At 59.3% G+C, this 19,307-nt stretch carries 16 protein-coding genes; 10 read left to right on the top strand and 6 right to left on the bottom strand.

The features are described 5' to 3' along the window. Positions 1-151 precede the first annotated feature (151 nt). On the bottom strand, positions 152-5,572 hold the full coding sequence (locus IE166_RS17305; RefSeq protein ID WP_189506400.1) for an autotransporter domain-containing protein: 5,421 nt from the start codon (positions 5,570-5,572) through the stop codon (positions 152-154). 614 nt (positions 5,573-6,186) lie between these two features. Here IE166_RS17305 and IE166_RS17300 point away from each other — a divergent pair. Continuing rightward, positions 6,187-6,444: a hypothetical protein gene (locus IE166_RS17300; RefSeq protein WP_189506397.1), complete on the top strand. Its 258-nt coding sequence runs from the start codon at positions 6,187-6,189 to the stop codon at positions 6,442-6,444. Positions 6,445-6,568: 124 nt separating this feature from the next. On the opposite strand, the gene IE166_RS17295 is transcribed toward IE166_RS17300, so the two are convergent. Further along, positions 6,569-7,108 (bottom strand): DUF6118 family protein, encoded by a 540-nt coding sequence (locus IE166_RS17295; protein WP_189506395.1) that lies wholly within the window; start codon positions 7,106-7,108, stop codon positions 6,569-6,571. Between the two features lie 11 nt (positions 7,109-7,119). Further along, a complete protein-coding gene (traA, locus tag IE166_RS17290) occupies positions 7,120-10,698 on the bottom strand; it encodes a Ti-type conjugative transfer relaxase TraA (RefSeq protein ID WP_189506392.1) in 3,579 nt (1,192 codons plus the stop codon). 201 nt (positions 10,699-10,899) lie between these two features. On the opposite strand from traA, the gene IE166_RS17285 reads away from it, so the two are divergent. The 4 genes from IE166_RS17285 to IE166_RS17270 are packed head-to-tail and all read left to right on the top strand — an operon-like array spanning position 10,900 to position 14,013. Then, the gene (locus IE166_RS17285; RefSeq protein ID WP_189506390.1) at positions 10,900-11,700 is read left to right on the top strand and encodes an NYN domain-containing protein; all 801 of its coding nucleotides are present in this window, start codon (positions 10,900-10,902) and stop codon (positions 11,698-11,700) included. A 2-nt stretch (positions 11,701-11,702) separates the two neighbouring features. Beyond that, positions 11,703-12,008 carry a mobilization protein gene (locus IE166_RS17280; RefSeq protein ID WP_189506388.1) on the top strand — a complete coding sequence of 102 codons (306 nt, stop codon included), beginning with the start codon at positions 11,703-11,705 and terminating at the stop codon, positions 12,006-12,008. Then, positions 12,005-13,669: a type IV secretory system conjugative DNA transfer family protein gene (locus tag IE166_RS17275; protein WP_189506386.1), complete on the top strand. Its 1,665-nt coding sequence runs from the start codon at positions 12,005-12,007 to the stop codon at positions 13,667-13,669. Before IE166_RS17280 ends, IE166_RS17275 begins: the two co-directional genes overlap by 4 nt. After that, positions 13,666-14,013, top strand: a complete 348-nt coding sequence (locus IE166_RS17270; protein ID WP_189506384.1) for a hypothetical protein — start codon at positions 13,666-13,668, stop codon at positions 14,011-14,013. The genes IE166_RS17275 and IE166_RS17270 overlap by 4 nt, the downstream gene beginning before the upstream one ends. Before the next feature lie 211 nt (positions 14,014-14,224). Here IE166_RS17270 and IE166_RS17265 read toward each other — a convergent pair whose 3' ends face one another. After that, positions 14,225-14,653, bottom strand: a complete 429-nt coding sequence (locus IE166_RS17265) for a hypothetical protein (RefSeq protein WP_189506383.1) — start codon at positions 14,651-14,653, stop codon at positions 14,225-14,227. A 364-nt stretch (positions 14,654-15,017) separates the two neighbouring features. Between IE166_RS17265 and IE166_RS17260 the strand changes: the two genes are divergently transcribed. Beyond that, entirely contained in the window at positions 15,018-15,251 is a 234-nt protein-coding gene (locus tag IE166_RS17260) for a helix-turn-helix domain-containing protein (RefSeq protein WP_210312987.1), read from the top strand. Between the two features lie 34 nt (positions 15,252-15,285). On the opposite strand, the gene IE166_RS17255 is transcribed toward IE166_RS17260, so the two are convergent. After that, the gene (locus IE166_RS17255; protein WP_280514888.1) at positions 15,286-15,978 is read right to left on the bottom strand and encodes a nucleotidyl transferase AbiEii/AbiGii toxin family protein; all 693 of its coding nucleotides are present in this window, start codon (positions 15,976-15,978) and stop codon (positions 15,286-15,288) included. Continuing rightward, positions 15,978-16,325 (bottom strand): hypothetical protein, encoded by a 348-nt coding sequence (locus IE166_RS17250; protein WP_244641550.1) that lies wholly within the window; start codon positions 16,323-16,325, stop codon positions 15,978-15,980. Before IE166_RS17250 ends, IE166_RS17255 begins: the two co-directional genes overlap by 1 nt. Before the next feature lie 133 nt (positions 16,326-16,458). On the opposite strand from IE166_RS17250, the gene IE166_RS17245 reads away from it, so the two are divergent. The 4 genes from IE166_RS17245 to IE166_RS17230 all read left to right on the top strand — a co-directional run bounded on the left by IE166_RS17245 (position 16,459) and on the right by IE166_RS17230 (position 19,303). Then, complete coding sequence (locus IE166_RS17245; RefSeq protein ID WP_210312986.1) at positions 16,459-17,001, top strand: FAD-dependent monooxygenase; 543 nt, start codon at positions 16,459-16,461, stop codon at positions 16,999-17,001. A 162-nt stretch (positions 17,002-17,163) separates the two neighbouring features. Then, entirely contained in the window at positions 17,164-17,532 is a 369-nt protein-coding gene (locus IE166_RS17240; RefSeq protein WP_189506379.1) for a nuclear transport factor 2 family protein, read from the top strand. A gap of 417 nt (positions 17,533-17,949) precedes the next feature. Further along, complete coding sequence (locus tag IE166_RS17235; protein WP_189506375.1) at positions 17,950-18,417, top strand: Rrf2 family transcriptional regulator; 468 nt, start codon at positions 17,950-17,952, stop codon at positions 18,415-18,417. Next, positions 18,407-19,303: an NAD(P)/FAD-dependent oxidoreductase gene (locus IE166_RS17230; protein ID WP_189506374.1), complete on the top strand. Its 897-nt coding sequence runs from the start codon at positions 18,407-18,409 to the stop codon at positions 19,301-19,303. The genes IE166_RS17235 and IE166_RS17230 overlap by 11 nt, the downstream gene beginning before the upstream one ends. Positions 19,304-19,307 lie beyond the last annotated feature (4 nt).

Here is a 19,307-nt window from a genome sequence, read left to right as displayed (position 1 = left end):
CCGTGCGTTTGTGATCTAACATACAATCAGGAGTAACGGGCAGTTGTACGCACCTTCTTACTGCGACTTCAGTTCGGCAGAATCACGCGCTAGCGGAAAGAATACCCTGCTTCGAATGCAGGAACAGGGCACTAAGCTGGGAGCACAATGCTCAGAATTTATACGTGAACCCCAACGAGGCCCGGTGGCTGTCGATGCCAGATGAGAACGTGCCATCATACCGCACATTGGCTGATAGTTCGTCGGAAAGAGCAACACCAACACCTGCACCAACCAGAAAACGATCTCGCTTGCCGCCTGTAACTGACGTATAAAAATCGGCGCCGGCCACGGCAATCGTAGAGGAGCTGGTTGTGTCCAAGCCGCGCAACGAACGCTCATACATCAGTTCAATGGCAGGTGTCACAGTGATGCTGCCGAACTGAACTGTTGAGCCGAGACGTGCACCGAAAACAGCGTACAGCTGATCGCTGTGTTCATCGTCGACGGTGAGGTTGAGAAGGCCAGCGCCATCCTCCGTGTAGCTGTCTCGCGAAGCATGAACACCACGCAGGCGTGCGACAGGACCGAGTTGCACGTTACTCAGGCCAACCGCAGGCGCTAAGTCATAGAACGCTTCCGCGAAACCGGAGAGCGCTGTACCGTCAGCGTCTCCACGAGCCGTGATCGTGTCTGCACCAACAGCGATGTCACGGGTCAGATCGTAATTGAGCCATGTATAGGCCAAAGCCCCTGATATTGCTAGATTGCCCTCTGTGTGGCTGCCATAGAAGCCAAAATGGCCAGCATCTGCATCAGCTTCGCCGTCAGCTACATCGACGTTGGTCCGTGAGTACCCCCCCGCTAAACCGAACACAGTCGTGCCAGTACCGTAGTTTGTGTACTCAAACCCACCCGCGACGCCACCCGTTTGGCTATCGTAGCCGAAAGCCGAACCGCGGCTAACAACAGATGTGTCCTCGCCAAAGCCGGAGATCCAAACCGCCAGCCCGCTTGAATCAACGATCGGTGCTATTTCGGCGGTTTCGTTATTAAACACGCCCGGATGTGACAAACCCGTCGTCTTTGCACTGGGCTCTTCAGCAAACCCAAGCGGGATAGTGGCGCCGGTGACAGACATGCGGCCGAGTTGGCTTTGCATGGATATGCGACGGCCAAGCGTCTCTGCGAAAGCCATTGAAGCATTTCCAGCGCCGTAGAGCGAGGCGGGGCCATTCGCCTTGTTTGAAAAGCCTGGTGTCGGCTGCGGCTCCGGTTCAGGATCTGTCTCTGGATCCGGGATAACTATCCCCTGCTTCTTTAGACCGAGTTGCACGTTGGACGGGTTGTAGACAGCATAGGCATCGATGTCGGGCAGATTGTCGATCACACCGGAAAACTCGCCCGAGATGCCGCCCGCCGAGATGATTGTGTAGCGATCTGCATCCGAGTAGGCCCCTGCCGCACCAAGAACGCTTACGGTGCCGCCGTTGATCGAGACAATACCTTCGGAAACAAGGCGATCGGACTTGCTTGTCGCATCGATCTCTACTTCGTAAGTCGATCCCTCGCCGAACGTCACGTCGCCTGCGACCCTTAGGGTGCCGATCGAGTTGCCGGGTGCAAGCGTGGAGCCGTTGTTGAGGCTGACGCTACCGGCGATCTCTCCGGATCCAGCGAGCCGACCATTGCTGTTCACACTGACGCGCGCCTGGTTTGAGCCATCCGTATCATCTAGGTCGCCGAAGAGACCGTTCACCCGCAACGTGCTGTCCGTGACGTTGGTGGTGCCTGTGAAGGACGACCGTTCAGTGTTTATGCCAGTTAGGTTAAGTAAGCCGCCGCCAGTCATGTTGATGACGCCAGACCCAGTGAAAGCGCCAGTATAGTCGGCGCTGGCGGCACCCGTAACATCAAGCTCACCGTCAATTTGGCTAACGGCATCAGCACTTGATCCGCCGAAATATTGTGTCTGCAACGTCGAGCCGGTTGTCACGAAGATCGAGCGATCGCCGAACACTGTAAGGCTGGTGTTCGCGTCGTTGACAAGCGAAGTGAGGCCAGTCAGTTCACCATCGACAATGAGCAGCCCACCGTCGGTATTTGCAAAGCTATCGTCCGCAGTGGTCGTGCCGTCTACGAGGAACAGGCCACTATTGGCGATAGCACCGCTGATCGATCCACCCCGCGTCTCAAAGCGGTTCAATGAACTGATGCCGCCGCTGATCGAACCGGCAAGTTGTTGCGTGTAGCCTGTGTTGACGAGGCCACCGGTGAGTACGCCCGATGTTTCGAAAGTGTCCGTGTTAATAACGCCTGATAAAAGCGATCCGCTGATGTCGAGCACAAGGCGACCCTGGCTGACAACGGTTCCACCGGCAAAGGTGTTCGCGCCAGAAAGCGTCAGCGATCCGCTACCGCTTTTTGTAAGCGACCCCGCGCCAGAGATAACTCCAGAAAGGGCGGCTGATACCGATGGAGTGACTTCGACCGTCCCGCCGACGGCTTCGATCAGAATACGACGCGCGCTCGTCAGATCGTCTGTCGCGCGCAAAGTGCCGCCTCCAAGCAACAACCCACCAGAGGCTGCGCCCAGATTGGCATCAGACGAGATGGAAAGCGTACCTTCTCGTATAATCCAGTCGGTTTGCGCGCTCGTTGCGTTCTCAAGTGTCCATACGCTTTGACCGGTCTTGTGGAAGTCACCGAAGCCGACAAACTGATTGCCTAGCGACGATGCGTCGAATGTTGCGTCGTTCGCGCCGCCAAGGATGAAGCTATCGCTGGAGGAATACGCAAGGACGTCGCCCTCGATTGTGGAGCCAGCTTGCAGCTCCAAGCTGTTGCCGCCGCCGGTAAAGCGTATAGCGGCAGCCTGTTCGGAACTACCTGCGAAATAGTACGAGTTGTCGCCGCCCTCGATCGTCCCTGCGTTGATCACCGATAGGTTTGCACCCTCGATCGCGCTCGCATTAGCGCCCAACGGGGCACCTCCGGTGAAGTAGGAGTTGGGGGTTTGGCCACCTCTGATCTGGCCGCGATTGATAATCGTTCCACCGCTCGCTGCTAGTATACCTTTTCCGCCGTCACCAGATCGGCCCCTCATCGCCAGGGAAGCATCTTCTCCTTGCAAGTCGCCCGCAGCGCCGCCTAATCCGCCTTCGATAGTGCCATTATTAGTTAAAGTTCCGCCGCCCTGAAGTCGAACACCAACGCCACCGACCCCTCCGTTGCCACTGATGCTATTTGCTCGACCCTCATAGAGAATGCCACCGTCGCCTCCCAAACCGCCTCGAATAGTTCCACCGTTCATGATTTGGGCAACGTCACTTGCCTCGACGCCGATTCCGCCGGAGCCACCGTTCCCGATAGTGCCAGACGAACGATCAGAGTCACGATCGATATAAAGTAGACCGCCAATCCCGCCGGCCCCGCCGCTGACCAGAGCATCTTCGTTGACCAACGAACCTCCAATGATGGCTATGGCCGCTCCACCACTACCCCCGTCTCCGGTCGTAGTGTCTGTAAATTCTGCTCCGACAAAGCCCCCCGTGCCGCCAGCGCCTCCCGTCACGCTGCCGGTGGCAAGCGTAATGTTTGTGCTGCCTGAGGTCTGAAGCGCAATACCTCCAGCGCCACCTGCGCCGCCAGTAAAGTAAGAATATCCCCCATCGCCTCCCATACCACCAGATAGCGATCCGCCTGCGTGCCGATAAAGGCCACCATTAAGCCTTGCGCCGGTACCACCGGCACCACCGCTGCCTGCGGTACTTGAAGTCACATAACCGTAAGCACGACCACCGGCCCCACCGCGGATGGTGCCGCTATTTTCGACCTCCGCACCGTTGAGGACAATACCCGCTCCACCTGCCCCGCCGCTTGCACCAACGCTCCTGTAATTAGTAGTGCTCTCTCCTCCGCTGCCACCATTTACCGTTCCCGCGTTGCTAAAGCGTCCGCCAATGATCGCAGAGGCTCTGCTGAAACCTACGCCCCCGTCACCACCTTTTCCGACAACTCCGTAAGTAGATTCGCCGCCTGCGCCGCCTTCACCACCTGCAACAGTGGCAAGACCTTCGTTGACGAAGTCTTTGGCTGAACGCAGTTCAAGACCAGTGCCACCGCCGCCGCCAGCTCCTCCGTCCCCGGACGGTATGACTAAGATGCCATAAGGCACATAAGGTACATTCCCGCCGTCGCCACCCCTGCCTCCAGCACCACCTGTGATCTGCCCGGTATTGGAGATTGAGCCTTCTCCGTAAAGGATCGCACCTTGCCCACCGGCGCCACCGCCACCTCCCCCGCCGCTGCTCGCGGGATTCGAAGAGGTGTCTCCCCCCGCCCCTCCGTTGCCGCCCGAGCCACCCAACAGAACAGATGCGTTAGGAAACTGCGTTTGGCCTGTTAGACCGTTTCCACTGATGCCACCGGCTCCCGCACCACCGCCGCCGCCGCCAAAGTAGGAACTCGTACCCTTCGACCCGTCACTTCCTGACGCTCCCGCACTCGAACCGTCGGGCGCTCCTCCTTGACCACCTTCAGCGCCGTTGCCGCTAGCACCACCAGCGCCTCCAGCCTGGCCTGGATCGCCGCCGTTGCCTCCCGATCCATTTGTGTTCGTGCCAACTGCGCCAGACGCTCCATCCGACCCAGCACTAGCACCAGCTGCGTTACCCCCAGTTCCACCCGCTCCCGGAACTCCTACGAATTGGGCTTGCGCAAGTGCAACGCTGGCCGCCAGCAGTGAACCAGCAAGTCCGCTGGAAAGCATTGTGCGGGCGAGTAGGCGACGCTTCCCAGAGATAGATCGGTGCGTGGGTGCTTGTAAGAACGGCAAACGATCTTGTTCATGGGACAGGCCAAGCAGCACGTCAGCCAAGTCACTGCTCACTGCTTCTGGCGACGATGCCGCCAATCCAACCCAAGCATCTTCCGACGCCGCCTTCATCAAGAAGTCGCGCGCTGCAGGCAGGTCAGGTAGCACCAGATCCAACAAGAAGGCCTTCGGATGTAGATCGCGATGGACTGGAATGTTAGACAGGATCAGTGGGGCACCGTGAGCGGCCGCTTCGGCCGCCGGCATGTTAAAGCCTTCGAACCGTGACATGGAGACAAACGCTTTGGTGCGGCGGTAAAGCTCGTCCAGCTCAGCTCGCGACACAAAACCGCGATGCTCAATGCGTGATTGGATGTCAGTTGGTAGCCTCACAAGCTCCCCTTCAAAACCATCCCTTCCATAACCTGTGAGTACCAGGCGAAGTTTCGGATCAGAAGTCGCAAGCTCGGCAAAGAGATTCACGAGGCCAGGAAAGTTCTTATGTGGATGATTTTCATGGTGCGCTACAGCGAGAAGGAAATTTTCGCGCTGCCTTGCCGGCGCTACAGCGGGAGCGAATATGACAGGCGGGACAATCGAGAAGTTGCGAGGCGAACCAAACACGCTTGAGAAGTCTCGCCGGCTGGCCTCACTAACAAAAGCGATGTGGTCTGCCCAAACCCTTGTTTCTGTGAATAAAGTCTCAAGCTCAGCCCGTTCATGAGCCGGAAAAAGGTCATGGAGAAAAGCGAACTGGATGTCATGGACAATGTTCACAACTCTAGGCCGCGGTGAACCAGACTGAGATGGCTTAAGGGGTGACTGGAAGTTGGGAATTAGAAAGACCGAATGTGGATCCAGGCGTGCGAGAGCTTCAGCACATGCCCGCTCTCGTGGGAGATAGCGTTCTGGAAGAGGTCCAAACTTGTCTAGAAGAGAAGTGACTTGGACAAGACGTGAGCCCAGCCTTGCCTGCAATGCGGTTCGCAGGCGTTGAGAATATTCTGCCACACCGCCCATGAGCGGAAACTGCTCAACTACGTCAAAATAGTAAATTCGACGCTCGTTGCTGACACCAATCCCACCCATCGTCTATCCTAGTTGCTATACCCCCGGCAACCAGCAGTTACCCTGAGTAAGCAGGCAGTGTCTTTGGTCTTCTATTAGCAACCAGAAATATCTTGCGCTTTGTTGCCGTTGCGACACAGCTTCTTACCGAAATAGCCGATAGCTTGAATGGTATGTCGTGAACCTTCGAATCGTCGCGTTCAGGTATGTCTCTCAAAAAGTTCACTAGCGCTCCGCCTGATCTTCGTGACAATACCACACCGTCATCAGTATGGGATGCTGCGGACCCCAAAAGCTAGATGGTGGGGACTTAGGATGACTTCATGCTCAAAACCGACACCCGCCAAGCCAACTGGCGCCGAGCCAATCCCGGTAAGTATGAGGCTCATCTTGCTGTTCAACGAGCAATGAAAGCAGGAGAGCTGGAGAAGCAGGGTTGCGAGGTTTGCGGGACCGACGCCGTTGATGCCCATCACGACCAATACGATAAGCCTTTGACGGTCCGCTGGCTATGCCGTCGGCATCATACAAGGCTTCACCACTACGGCGAAGACATGTTTCCGATCAGAAACGCGCTCTAGAATACGAACGGTGCGCCGCGAACCTCTCAGAACGCACTCCCACGATGTCGATTGCCAGTCGCTATAGCGCCCCCGCCTGATGCAGCCAAACACCCATGACGACGCCGGCCACTTGGACCGCAACCTAAAACGGCAGCATTGCTGGCAGGAACAGGGTCAACACAACACCGGCGAGCATCCCGCAGAAAGCAGCGATGATGAACCATCGATTTTGCCGGTTGCGCTCACGGGCGCTGGCAACGTGCGCGGACAAGTTCCTGCCGGCGCGCTCCAGGTCAGATGCTTGCCGTTCGAGGTGCTGCGCAGCGGTTCTAACCAGGCTCTCGCCGCTGTTCTCGATCACGCGGGCATAATGCTCCGGACCATGCTTGAGAGCGGAGGATTGCTCAATAGCTTGCAGGCGCTCATTGGTTTCAGCCTGGTTTCGTTCCATGCGGCCGATTTCAGGGCTGTAGTCAACAGGCGCGCCCCGCTGCTCCATTCGGTCGAGGGCGAACTCGATACCGCTACGGATGGTCATCATTTCACGGGTGAGATCGGCGGCGAGCGTTTCCACTGTGTTCCGTAGCGCCTCGAATGCGACGGCGGCTGGATCGTTGGCGTCCTCGTTGTTCAAGATATCCGTATCGAGATCCTCCAGGCCTTGGTTTTGGTCATCCGCCATTTCACCTCCTCCTATCGTTCCATCCCACGGTCGCGATCGCGACTCCGCGACAGTTCCCGCTCCATTTCACGAGCGATGGTCTGATCCTGGCGCAGATACCTGATCCCAAGCTCCTGGGCCCGATTACGTAAAGCAACTTGAGCTTGGGGATCGCGCTCCAGTGTCTTTGCCATGCTGCGCATCTGGCTCTCGATTTTGCTGCGTGCCTCGTCGTTGCTCCAACCACGAAGCTCCTGGCGCTCAGCCTGCAAGCTCTGCCATTGCTGCACGAAGCGCTCGGCCCGGACATGGGGATCAGCCTGTGCCGCTCGCTCCCTATCCATGGCGACCACAAGCTGTCTGACGCGATCGCGGCCGGCATGATTGGCCATGACGTCCATCGTCTCCGGATCATGCTGTAAGGCCGAGCGGATCAGGTCGTGCGAGCCCGGCCGCGCCTGCTCGAGCTGCTGCCCTGCCCTTTGCAGCTCCTGCTTCTGCATTTCGAGAAGCGGCAGGCCCTGTTTAAGCTGCTTGTCGACCGCGCTGAACGCCCGTGCATAGTGATCGACGGCCTGCTCAAAGCCGGACAGAGGTCGGATTCGTTCGGCAAACCGATCTGCCTCCTCTTTTCCCATGCGCCGGCTCAGCGAGGCTGCGTCGCGCTCCTGGACGGCACCGCGGCTGACTGGGAGCTTCAGGCCGTCAAACATGCTGCGCTTCGGTGCCTTGGCCTGACGCGCCACCGTGTTGGACGTGCCTTGGCGCTCCTGAACGGCGGAACGATCACCAGCGGGAGCCTGCACAGGATGCTCGGGATCCCTGGGTGCAATATCTGCACCGGGCTTCTGCGAGGATCCGTGCGCAAGCGTCTGATGGTTGGTAGACACCGTCCGCTCCATGCCCAGTTGGACATTGTCGCGGGCCACCTGTGCGGTTGGAACCTCAATCTCGCTGCCAACACCCAAACGTTCCGCAATCCCGCGCCGTTCGCCAAATGCCTTGGTGTAGTCGAGCGTGGTTTCTTTTGCGCCTGAACGCGACAAGCGCTTCTCCAGCTGGTCATAGGCCAGCTCATCAGCAGCCCTCACCTTCCACACATTCCGCTGTGCTTCCGTGCCATAGGGCAAGCGGACGGGCTCCGCGCCAACATGCTTGAGGCCGATCCTGTCGCCGATCTGAGGCGCGGCCTCCTTCATGGCCTGCTGAAGGCCGACGCCCCATACTGTGTGGCGCTCGCCCTGATCGTTTTCCAGCGTCACAAAGTAGTTGTCGCGGTTACCAGCCTTTTGTTCATAGGACGCAACACCATGCTGCACGAGTTTACCGGCTTGGCTGCCGGGCCCAGACTTGCTGAACTCGTCTCCAGCCGCGTACAGCTTCACGCCGTCGCGATGCCGGGTCATCGCGACATAGGTGAGATGCCGGTCCATCGTGCCTGAAGCCAGCACAAAGGCGCGGTCGACCGTGGCGCCTTGGTTCTTGTGGATCGTCGTCGCATAGCCGTGGTCAATGGCCTGATAGTCACGCATCGGCACGCTGACCTTGTCGCCGTCGCGGCCATCGAGCTGCACGATCATTGTCGGACCGGTGACTAGTTGGGCAGCTTCGACCCGCTCGACCGTTCCCAGCATTCCGTTCTTCACACCAAGATCGCGATTGTTCTCCATGAACACGACACGGTCGCTGACTGCGAACTCGCGTCGACCAACATTGGTTTGGAATGTCAGCGCACCCGCCTCCTCACCCCGTGCAAGCTCCCCCCTCTCCTGTAGCTCTGAGCGGATGGCATCATTGATGGCGCGAACGTCGACACGGCGATGCGCCATCGCAACGCGGGTTCCCTCCGGTCGCTCGTCGCGGTCAGCGAGATAATCGCGCACGATCGCGGCCCGCGTATCCTCACCATTCTTGCTGAACGTTATGTCGCCGCATTCTCGATAAGCCGCCAATCCTTCAGCTGTTCGATGCGTGGCAAAAGCAACCGATGCGTCACGCTGCCAGTCCACACGCTGCCGGCGGATCTCCGACAACTCGGCATGGCCGATCTCTTGCGCAATTGCCCGGAACGGAGCCCCTGCCCCGATCGCCTGCAGCTGCTCATGGTCGCCGACCAGGACGATCTTCGCTCCGCGCTTCTCTGTCTCACTGATGAAACGGGCGAGCTGCCGGCTGCCCACCATGCCGGCCTCATCGATCACAAACACATCACCGTGACCAAGCTGGTGTTTCGAGCCACTATCCGGGTTGTCCCAGGAGAGCCACCACGACGCCAGCGTGCGGCTTTGGATGCCAGAACTTTCCTCAAGTCCTTCCGCCGCTTTGCCCGACAAAGCGGCACCATGAACCTTGTAGCCTTGGGCTTCCCAAGCCTCGCGTGCTGCCGCGAGCATGGTGGACTTGCCGGCACCCGCAAAACCGACAACAGCAGCGATCCGCTCAGGCCCAGTGATATGCTCGATCGCCCTCCTCTGCTCGCCTGACAGCCTGGCAGATGCGTTGCCGGCACTTCGCTGGATGGCAGCATCCTGTGCTGCAATAGACTGACCGACATGGTTCCGATGAACACCATGATCCTGCGCCGAGTACATCCGCTGCGCGCTCTCGATCATGCTGGTTTCGATGGCTACCATTTCACGGGTCGAATAGCGCGCAAGCGAGACTTCGCCCGTGTCACCATCAGCGCGCTCAGCTTGAAGCTCGACCAAGGCTGGTGAGGCCATCACTTTGGCGAAAGCGTTCTCGAAAGCCTGCGCATCATCGTTGACATACCGATGCAACGTCCGAGCCACATCGTAGCGATCAAACACGCTCTTCTCGTTGGAGATGAGTGAAAGAACCTGCTCGGGTTTATCCCGGATCAGCTCTGCATTGCGCTTTGCCGCATCCGCATCGAGCCGGCTGCGCTCCACATGGTCGCCCTTGCGCTGCATCTGAGTGGCCGCGACGCCCATATGCTGTGTTGGCTCGATCTCCAAACCGCGCTCAGCATGCGAACGGTGGTCGATACGAACATCCAGACCGGCACTCGCCAGTTCGCGGTTTGCCATTCCCTCCCAGCCGCGGCGAATATCCACCAGCTGCATCTGCGTTGTCGCCAGCCCGCGCGGCAGAAGCTCCTTGTTGGCGAGCTCGAGATAGGTCTTGTCGCCCAGACCTTCTGCTGTGATTTGGCGCGTGGTCATCAAGACGTGCGCATGATGGTTGCGAACGTCGCCGTCGCGATGCGGTGTGTGAACAGCGAAGTCCACGGCGCCGCCGTAGCGATGGGCAAGATCCTGAGCGAACTCTCGCGTCAGCGACAACCGCTTTTCTGCAGACAGCTCGTGCGGCAATGCCAGCACGAACTCGCGGGCGACACGAGCATCTTTGCGCTTCTCCGCCACCTCAGCCGCATTCCATAGAGCCGCACGATCATACGCCCATTCGGCACCAACGCCTTGCGGCAGCACGATCTCAGAATGTTCGACGCCGCCGCGATGCGTGTAGTCGTGCGTCAGGCCATCGCGTTCGTTGGTGAGCTTCCCGGCCGAACGGTAGGCCACAGCCGCAACAGCACTGCGGCCGCTCGACCGCGAGATAACAGACATCTGGCAATAGAAGATCGCCAAAGCCGTTTGTCTCCTTGTCTTCAGGAAGCCCAGCGCCAGCGCCGCAAGGGGTCAGCATGACCCGTATTTGCGCCCTTGTGACTTCCTCGTTTCACTCGAGCAGTCACGGTATCGCCCTGGATCAGCGCCGCTATCCCTGAATACCGGGATTGAGCTCAGCCATTTCAGACGGCACGATTTCACTGCTTGATGGAGGACCAAATGGCTGCTGATACACTCGCGGTGCTTATTGATGCCGACAACGCGTCACCGAAGATCATCTCGGGCCTGCTTGCCGAGATTGCTAATTACGGCGTGGCAAGCGTTAAACGCATCTATGGCGACTGGACCGCGCCGAACCTTAGGGGCTGGAAAGCATGCCTGCTTGAGCATTCGCTGCAGCCAGTCCAGCAGTTTGCCTACACGACGGGAAAAAACGCCACCGACGGCGCGATGATCATCGATGCGATGGATCTACTTTACACCGGTCGGTTCACCGGCTTCTGCATTGTTTCCAGTGATAGCGACTTTGCTCGACTGGCAGCAAGGCTGCGCGAGCATGCCGTCACCGTTTACGGCTTCGGAGAACGGAAAACGCCGCGTCCATTCATCACGGCTTGCGACAAGTTCGTGTATTTTGACGTGCTGGCTTCAGCAACGGCAGAGACGAAGACGCCTTCTGAGTCGGAACAAACACCGCCTACAAAGGCTCCGGTCGTCGACGGTGCGGCTCAATCTGCCAAGCCCACACCGACAAGGGCGCGGCTGGACAAAACAGCTTTGGAAATGCTGAGAACGGCGGTGACCGCTTCATCTGATGAAGACGGCCGCGCCAATCTCGCCCGCGTCGGTGCGCACCTCGCGAAACAAGCTCCAGACTTCGATCCGCGTAACTACGGCTTTGCCCGCCTTTCACAGCTCGTGTTGGCTTCTGGTCTCGTCGACATGGAGAGCGTCGGCGAGCATCCGAAGGTCATCATGGTCAAGCTGAAAGCAGCTGCCACAGTGACGTCGGGGGAATGATCATGGCGCGGAAAACCATTGAACAACGCCTCGGTGAGCTGGAAGCTCAGCGCTCTGCTCTGAAGGCGCGCTTGTCGAAGCAGGAACGCGCCAATGACACACGCCGCAAGGTGCTGCTCGGCGCGTTCGTTCTGCATCGGCTGGAAAGCAGCAACGACGGGGAGTTTGCCGACCGATTGCGCGAATGGCTCGCACGGCACCTGCCGGGCTTTCTCACGCGCGCCAATGACAAGGCCCTGTTCAGCGATTTGATCGGCAAGCGTGCCAATGCAGCTCCAACAAGCACAGTAGCGGAGACGGCATTATGAAACAGGCAATACAAGCATGGGCGGCATTCATAAACATGCTGCGAGCCGCCGGCCGTGATCCGACATGGGCGCTGACTGCCCTTGTTCTTGCACCGGTTCGCGCGTTCAAACCGATCGTGCAAGCCATCGTGTTTCTCGGCATCATCACGCTCGTTGTTGGACTGGGTGGCGCACTGGCTCTCGATGCCATCGGCTTCGGCGAAGGCAGTGTTCCGATGAGGGCACTAAATATTATCCTGCCCCTCATCCTGATCGCCGTTCTGTTCCGCCTGATCACCAGTCCCCTGATCATCCATTTTGGAGAAACGGACGGCGACACGCATGGCTCGGCTCGCTTCTCATCCGACAAGGAAATGGCTCCCCTCGCCCGCTCTTCTTCCGGCCTTCTCATCGGACGTGATGGCAAAACGAAGAAGCTGATGCGGTACGATGGTCCAGCTCATCTCCTCACAATGGCGCCAACACGCACGGGCAAAGGTGTGGGAACCATTATCCCGAACTTGCTGACCGCCGATCGGTCCGTGATCTGCATCGATCCCAAGGGCGAGAACGCCAGGATCGCGAGACGCGCGAGAGAGAGGTTTGGTCCTGTGCATGAACTCGATCCGTTTGGCGTAACCGGCCAGCCGTCTGCTGCCTTCAATCCGCTTGATGTGCTCGATCCCGACGGCCTCGATGTCGCAGAAGATGCCAGCACGCTGGCCGATGCTCTCGTGTTCGACGAACCTGGTATGAGCGGTGAAGCGCACTGGAATGAAGAAGCAAAAGCGCTCGTCGCCGGCCTGATCCTCCATGTTGTTGCCGAGCAGCCGAGAGCCGGGCGGAATCTCGCGACGGTACGCGAGTATCTGACACTCGCCCCGGAAGCCTTTGCCAAGCTCTTGAAGGACATGCAGGCATCAACCGCGGTGTCTGGGTTAGTCGCACGCGCAGCAAACCGTCACCTTGGCAAGTCCGACCGGGAAGCCGCCGGCGTGGTGTCGGCCGCACAGCGCCATACACACTTCCTCGATAGCCCTCGCATGACGGCCGTTCTCGATCGATCTGACTTCCGCTTTGCCGATCTTAAACGCCGCAACGTGTCGGTGTTTCTTGTCCTTCCACCCGATCGTCTCGCCACCTATTCCCGATGGCTGCGGCTCCTCGTTTCTCAAAGTCTGATCGACATGGCGCGCGATCCGGCCAAACCGGATGTGCCTGTTCTCTACCTGCTTGATGAGTTTGCAGCCCTCGGCCATCTGGCGCCGGTTGAACGCGCTATGGGTTTGATGGCTGGTTATGGCGTTCAGCTTTGGCCGATCATGCAGGACGTGCACCAGCTGCGCGCCACCTATGGGCAGCACGCAGGCACCTTCCTGTCGAACGCCGGCGTCCTGCAGGTCTTCGGTGTCAACGATCACGACAGCGCAAGGCTGGTGTCCGATTTGCTAGGTCAGGGAACGGTCGTGTTTCAGACCATGAGCCGCGCCCTCGACTCCGAAAAGTCCGGCATCTCTTACAGCGAACAACACACAGGCCGGCCACTGCTCACCCCGGACGAAGTCCGCAACATGGCGCCGCAAGCGCAACTGCTGTTCCTGGCTGGACAACGGCCGATCATCGCCGGCAAGCTCGCCTATTATGCGGATGCAGAGTTTGAAGGATTGTTTGATCCAGCATGAATGATGAAACCGAGGATCTGACAGAGTCCCTGGCTTTCACCCTCAGCGTGATCCTCAATGGAAACGAGGCTGAACGACAGCACCTAGCAAACGCGTACAGAAGTGGACGCAGGCTGATCGCTGGCATCCCCTTCGATAGAAGCGATGCTCGACCCCGCATCATCGCCTGCCTGGAACGGTTCAACACCTGCGACCTTGCCGGTGAGATCGCCAGCGCTGGATGGATGCTTGCCGCGATTGAAGAACGCGTAGCCGAAAAGAACGTGCGCGGATGGAGAAAGCTTCGCAAACTCGTCGATGAGGCGGTGAGGTTCCTGCCGTTATGCCAGCCGACGGTGCACTAACGGGTAACACGGTTCCTTCGTGCAGATGGAAGACCCGGAAAACCGGTCAAGGTGTCGCCCAACCAACGATCCTTGACCGGCCTTCTTGGCCACACACTCCGTTCCCGCGAAGCGTCCGGCCAACCCTGGCTGGGATAGTCTGCTGTCCGTCATGCAGGGCAGGTGGCGGACAAGTGCAAGCCCTCGTTGTTGAGGGTTGAAACGTCAGCAGCTACAGCGCGAGCCGAACCAGATCCTGGTGCGCCGATCGGATCTGCGGCCAAGGAAACTCCTTGGGATGCTCGTCCCACGCTGCACCCCAGCGGGACACGGCCTCCAGCTTGTTAGCAACACCGGCGAGCGACGCTGCCTGAGTGGTTGCCATCGTGTCCAACAAAGCCTCTGCCTGTTTGAATGCGGCCTGCTCCGCCTTCATGGTGGAGAAGTACTCAACATCATCAGCAACTGCCTCAAAGCGCGCTTGCCGCTCATCAAGCTCGGCTGCTGCCTTCCTGCGGATCTCATCGACATCCGTCCGGTCACTCACGAGACGGTCAAGCGCCTCGTGCGAGTAAACGAGAACAGGCCCCTCACCTGGGAGCGTAACCCTCATCCCCAAACAGTCTGTCCGCTCGGCAAGCTCAATCTCGAGTTCCTGCATCCGTTTGCTGAGACGTTGAACCCTTTCGTGAACGGCTTCCCAATCGCGCCAAAGCGAGATCACGGGATCAGCGCGTAGGGAAGCTGATGAATGAACGGACGACAGATCTCGGGCTTGGGCAAATGCATCCCGTGGCGCAATCGCGGTAGCAGCAGCGCCCCACAGGGCAACCCGGCGCGTGACGCAGGCAAACTTCATGCTATGGTCGGAATCAGCCATGATCCGAGCTCCTTACAGCTTGGTTTGTGGTTAGGTTGCTAGGGGTGAAGCGAACACCCCAGCAGCCGCTAAATTGAATTCGTAACACTGATACGATAATTGAAGTTGCCCTGTTGATCAACATGAATCGTAGCCCTGTTCTGAAATGAACGCCATACAGTGCAAAATGGCGCGTGCGGCGCTGGGCTGGGGAACGCGCGATCTTGCACGGAATGCAGCCGTGTCTCCCGACACTGTGGCTCGTCTTGAGAGAGGCGAGCAATTAAAGGCGTCGACAGTCATGGCACTTCGATCTGTATTCGAAGCAGCAGGAGTTGAGTTCATTCCCGCCAATGGTGGCGGGCCTGGGGTTCGAATGATGCGACCATTAGACGAGTAATTTGTCAGCACGCTGTTTGGCTGCGCCGCTTCGTTTAAGCTTGCTTGCTTTCGTCCAAAGCATTTTCAAGAACGTCTATCGTCGACGTAAGACCAGTCGCGATCAGGTCGAGATAGTCGGGAAGGATCATCAACTGAGCGATGGTTCCTGATACGAAATCTGGGTTGAGAGCTTGTAACCGGTCGAGAGCGTTGGCAACCTGGTCTGGGTAGGCACGCAACGCTTCAACAATTTCAGAGCGATGCGAGCGCGCAGCAGCCGCGATGTCAAACACGTCCCGTGCCTCGGCTTGACTACCGCGATGAACGATCTTCTTGACTACGATTTCCGGAATAGTCTCTAGCTCGACAGTCCGGTCTTGGATGAAGAACGAAGTTGTGGGCACCGCAGTCAAGCTGGCAGCCACGATGAAGTCGATCTCGCCGATGCCCTCAAAGGCAAATTTTTGGAAGCGCGCGCCCTCCCCCATGTAAGAGGAAGGTGCCTCTTGAAAGCTCAGTTCCGCTTTTGCCGGATCAAGAAAGCCGAGGACCTGACTGTCATCGAGGAAGATATCGACATCGTGACTTTCCCGATGACCGATCTGCAGCATCATTGCTGTGCCGCCGCCAAACGACCAACGTAGGGGGTAACCAGCAGTCCGTTCGTCAACTTGGTCGAGTAGATCAGCAGCAATGGCGAAAAGCCGTGCCCACTGAGATGGCCGGCGATTGTGCGAAGCGAACATCAAGAAGCGAGATGGTAACTCTGGCCCGACCATTTTGCAAAATCAGAGGCGAAGCTCTTCAAGTCTGCCAGGGCAATCCCGAACTCGTAAGCGAAAGCCTGTTGCTCCGCGGCGGGAACCTCGCCAAAGAACGAACTAACCTGACCGGAAAACTGCTTAGCTAGGTCAAAATTTGACAGGCAATGTGCAAGCTCTGCCCCATCCAGCTGTGCGCTGTAAGGAGCATTCACCGTCGTCAATACTGAGGCGAGTTGCTTGCTCATCGTGCACAGATAGAGCTTTTCCAACCTTTCGGCAAGTTGCAAACCGGTAGGCGTATAGGCGGCTTCCGACCCCTCCCAAGACATTCAGCATCCATTTGCGCGCTCCCAATAGCGGACGTCTGAGTCCGGGGCCTTCTCCCGCCAGTACAACACCGTCGGCGGCCGCGGCGCGACCCTGAAGCCCGGCCGCGACGGCAAGCTCCACGTGTACATGGGCATGCAGAAGAAGCCCGAGGGCGAGCAAGACTGGGACAACGAGCGGATGAAACAGTTCCTCCGGGAGTGGTTCGCGACCGACCGCTGGCACTTCCCACGGATCCTCGACGGAATGTTGAAGACGCAGAACCTCTACTTTGACGTCCTGCGCCAAGTCAGGATTGCCCGCTGGTCCATCGGTCGCATGGTGCTGGCGGGCGACGCCGCATGGTGCGCAACGCCGCTGTCGGGGATTGGCACACAGCTTGCGTTCGTCGGCGGCTACGTGCTAGCGGGCAAGCTTGCCAAGACGGATGACGTGCCCTCCGCTCTCGCTGCATACGATCGAATCATGCGTCCGGTCGTGAAGGAGGGCCAGGGAGTGCCGAAGATCGTGCCGCGCATGTTGTGGCCGCACTCGCGGTTGGGTCGGGCCGCCCTGCGCGAGGTTATGCGGGTCGCTGGATGGCCTTTCGTGCGCAAGACGTTCGCAAAGCTGTACCTGCGGGACTCGAAGCGGGTATTTCTGCCGAACTACCGCGAACCAGCACCGACAAAGGCCTGACAACAGTTTCTCCCGCAACCTCCTTAAAACGCTGGCCAAGGCGTCCGTCAGGAAGGATCACCAGTTCATCCGCGCGCTTCGTGCGAAGTGGGAGGCCGTGAGGGTCTTTGTGCGAGCAGGGTTGGAATGCACTTATCAGTGTGGAGGAAGGACATCACATCGATGACGATACTGGATAAATATATCTCAGGCTGGCGGGCGCACGACGTTGCGGCGATCCTCGCGACGCTTACCCCGGATTGCGTTGTCATAGAGAGTTTCGGACCGATCTACCGCGGGCACGACTGGATTGAACGATGGGTCTCGACATGGCTGGCCGAGGAAGGCCGCGTCATCGACTGGACCGTCCACGATTTGCGATCCTCGCCCGAGGGTGAGACTGCGGAATGGACCTTCCACTACACGTGGCGCGGTGAGGAAAAGAGTTTTGAGGGCGCGACCATCGCGAAGCTGCACGACGGCAAACTCTCGTATCTACGAGAATATGCCGCGACGGCAGAGCTCTACGAATGGCAAGGCGCGTTCGAATGATCACTGTCGACTGCCGACGCGTAGTTCGGTTGCCCCCGCTACCTGATGCTGGGCTGGCATTCAGTCCGCCACCTCGAACAGGTCGGCGAGGACGTCGCCGGAACACTTGAGAAACGAGCCTGCCCCGGGCCGTCACGAAGTACGGGGATTCGTTCTTTCCCCTCGGGTGCTCCCGATGTTCGCCCCTTCCAGATGATGGACTCTCCTTACGTAAGGCAGGTTAATCATCCGTTCGGGCGGGTGGACCGAGACAGTGTCCGCTCTGGACGCGGGCTCGCTCACCCAGTTCCGCTAGAGATACAGCGCGCTTTTGGCAGATACCGCCATTCCCAAACAGCGTCTGCAATGCTGGGACTCGAGACGAACTTCACTACCCGCAGCTTGACATCAGCTTTCTCATGCAACATTTGATGTTCTATGAGAAGCGATAGCCGACTGTCGGGCGTCCTGCACGTCCTGCTCCACATGGCCGAGACCGACGGTCCGGTAACATCAGAACATCTGTCGAAGGCGATGCAGACCAACCCGGTCGTCATTCGCCGGATCATGGCGGGACTGCGCGACGACGGTCTCGTGCGGTCGGAGAAGGGGCACGGCGGCGGCTGGACCATCGCGCGCGACCTGTCGAGCGTGACGCTGCGCGACGTCTACGCGGCTCTTGGGTCGCCCGGCCTGTTCGCCATGGGCAACCGCACAGACTCTCCCGGTTGCCTCGTCGAGGAAGCGGTCAACGCGGCGTTGGACGACACGTTCGCCAAGGCCGAGGCTCTGCTACTCGAACATTTCGGCGCGGTGACGCTGGCCGCGCTCCATGCCGATTTCCATGCCCGGCTGAAACGGCGGGCCAGCCAGTGCAACTTCGAGGGAGAACCCCATGCGGCATGACGCGATCATCGTCGGCGGCAGCTTCGCCGGCCTGTCGGCGGCCACCTACATCGCCCGCGGCCGCCGGCGAGTTGCGGTGATCGACGCCGGGTCCGCACGCAACCGCTTTGCCGCCCACTCCCATGGCTTCCTCGCGCAGGACGGCGCAGATCCTCAGGCCATCCTGTCGACCGGGCGGCGGCAACTGGCCGGCTACGCGGAAGCCTCTCTCATCAAGGCAACCGCCATGGACGCTCGGGCGATCGACGGCGGCTTCGCGGTTGTCCTCGACAACGGCGACACTCTCGAGGCCACGAAGATCGTCCTCGCCTTCGGCGTCAGCGACACCCTGCCGGACGTCCCGGGGCTGCGCTCGCGCTGGGGCCGCGACGTGCTTCACTGCCCCTACTGCCATGGCTACGAGTTCGCGGGCCGGAGCCTTGGCGTGCTTCACACTGCACCCCATTCCGCCCATCAGGCGATGCTGATCGCGGAATGGGGGCGGACGACCCTGTTCCTCGACGGCGCGGACATGCCGGACGCGTCGACCTGCGAGGCGCTCGGCGGGCGCGGCGTCACGATTGAGGCCAGTCCCGTAAGATCCTTGGTCGGCTGCGACGGGCGGCCTCTCGACGTGCTGCTTGAGGACGGTCGGAGCGCCCTCGTCGGCGCGCTCTTCATCGCCGCCCCGACCCGGTTGAACAGCGACCTCGCCGAACGGCTGGGATGTGCCGTTGACGATGGACCGCTTGGGCCGATAATTAGGACGGATGCGGAAAAGATGACGACCGTACCTGGTGTCTACGCCGCAGGTGACGTGGCCCGCGCGCCTCATACAGTGACCTGGGCGGCCAGCGACGGCGTCACCGCCGGTCTTTCGGTCCACCGTACCCTCGTGTTCGGCTGAGGAC

Origin of the sequence: Tianweitania populi (assembly GCF_014652875.1) — a bacterium.
In the GTDB taxonomy this organism is placed as follows: domain Bacteria; phylum Pseudomonadota; class Alphaproteobacteria; order Rhizobiales; family Rhizobiaceae; genus Tianweitania; species Tianweitania populi.
The sequence above is the reverse complement of the archived record's forward strand: the minus strand, read 5'-3'. Positions and strand labels throughout refer to the sequence as shown.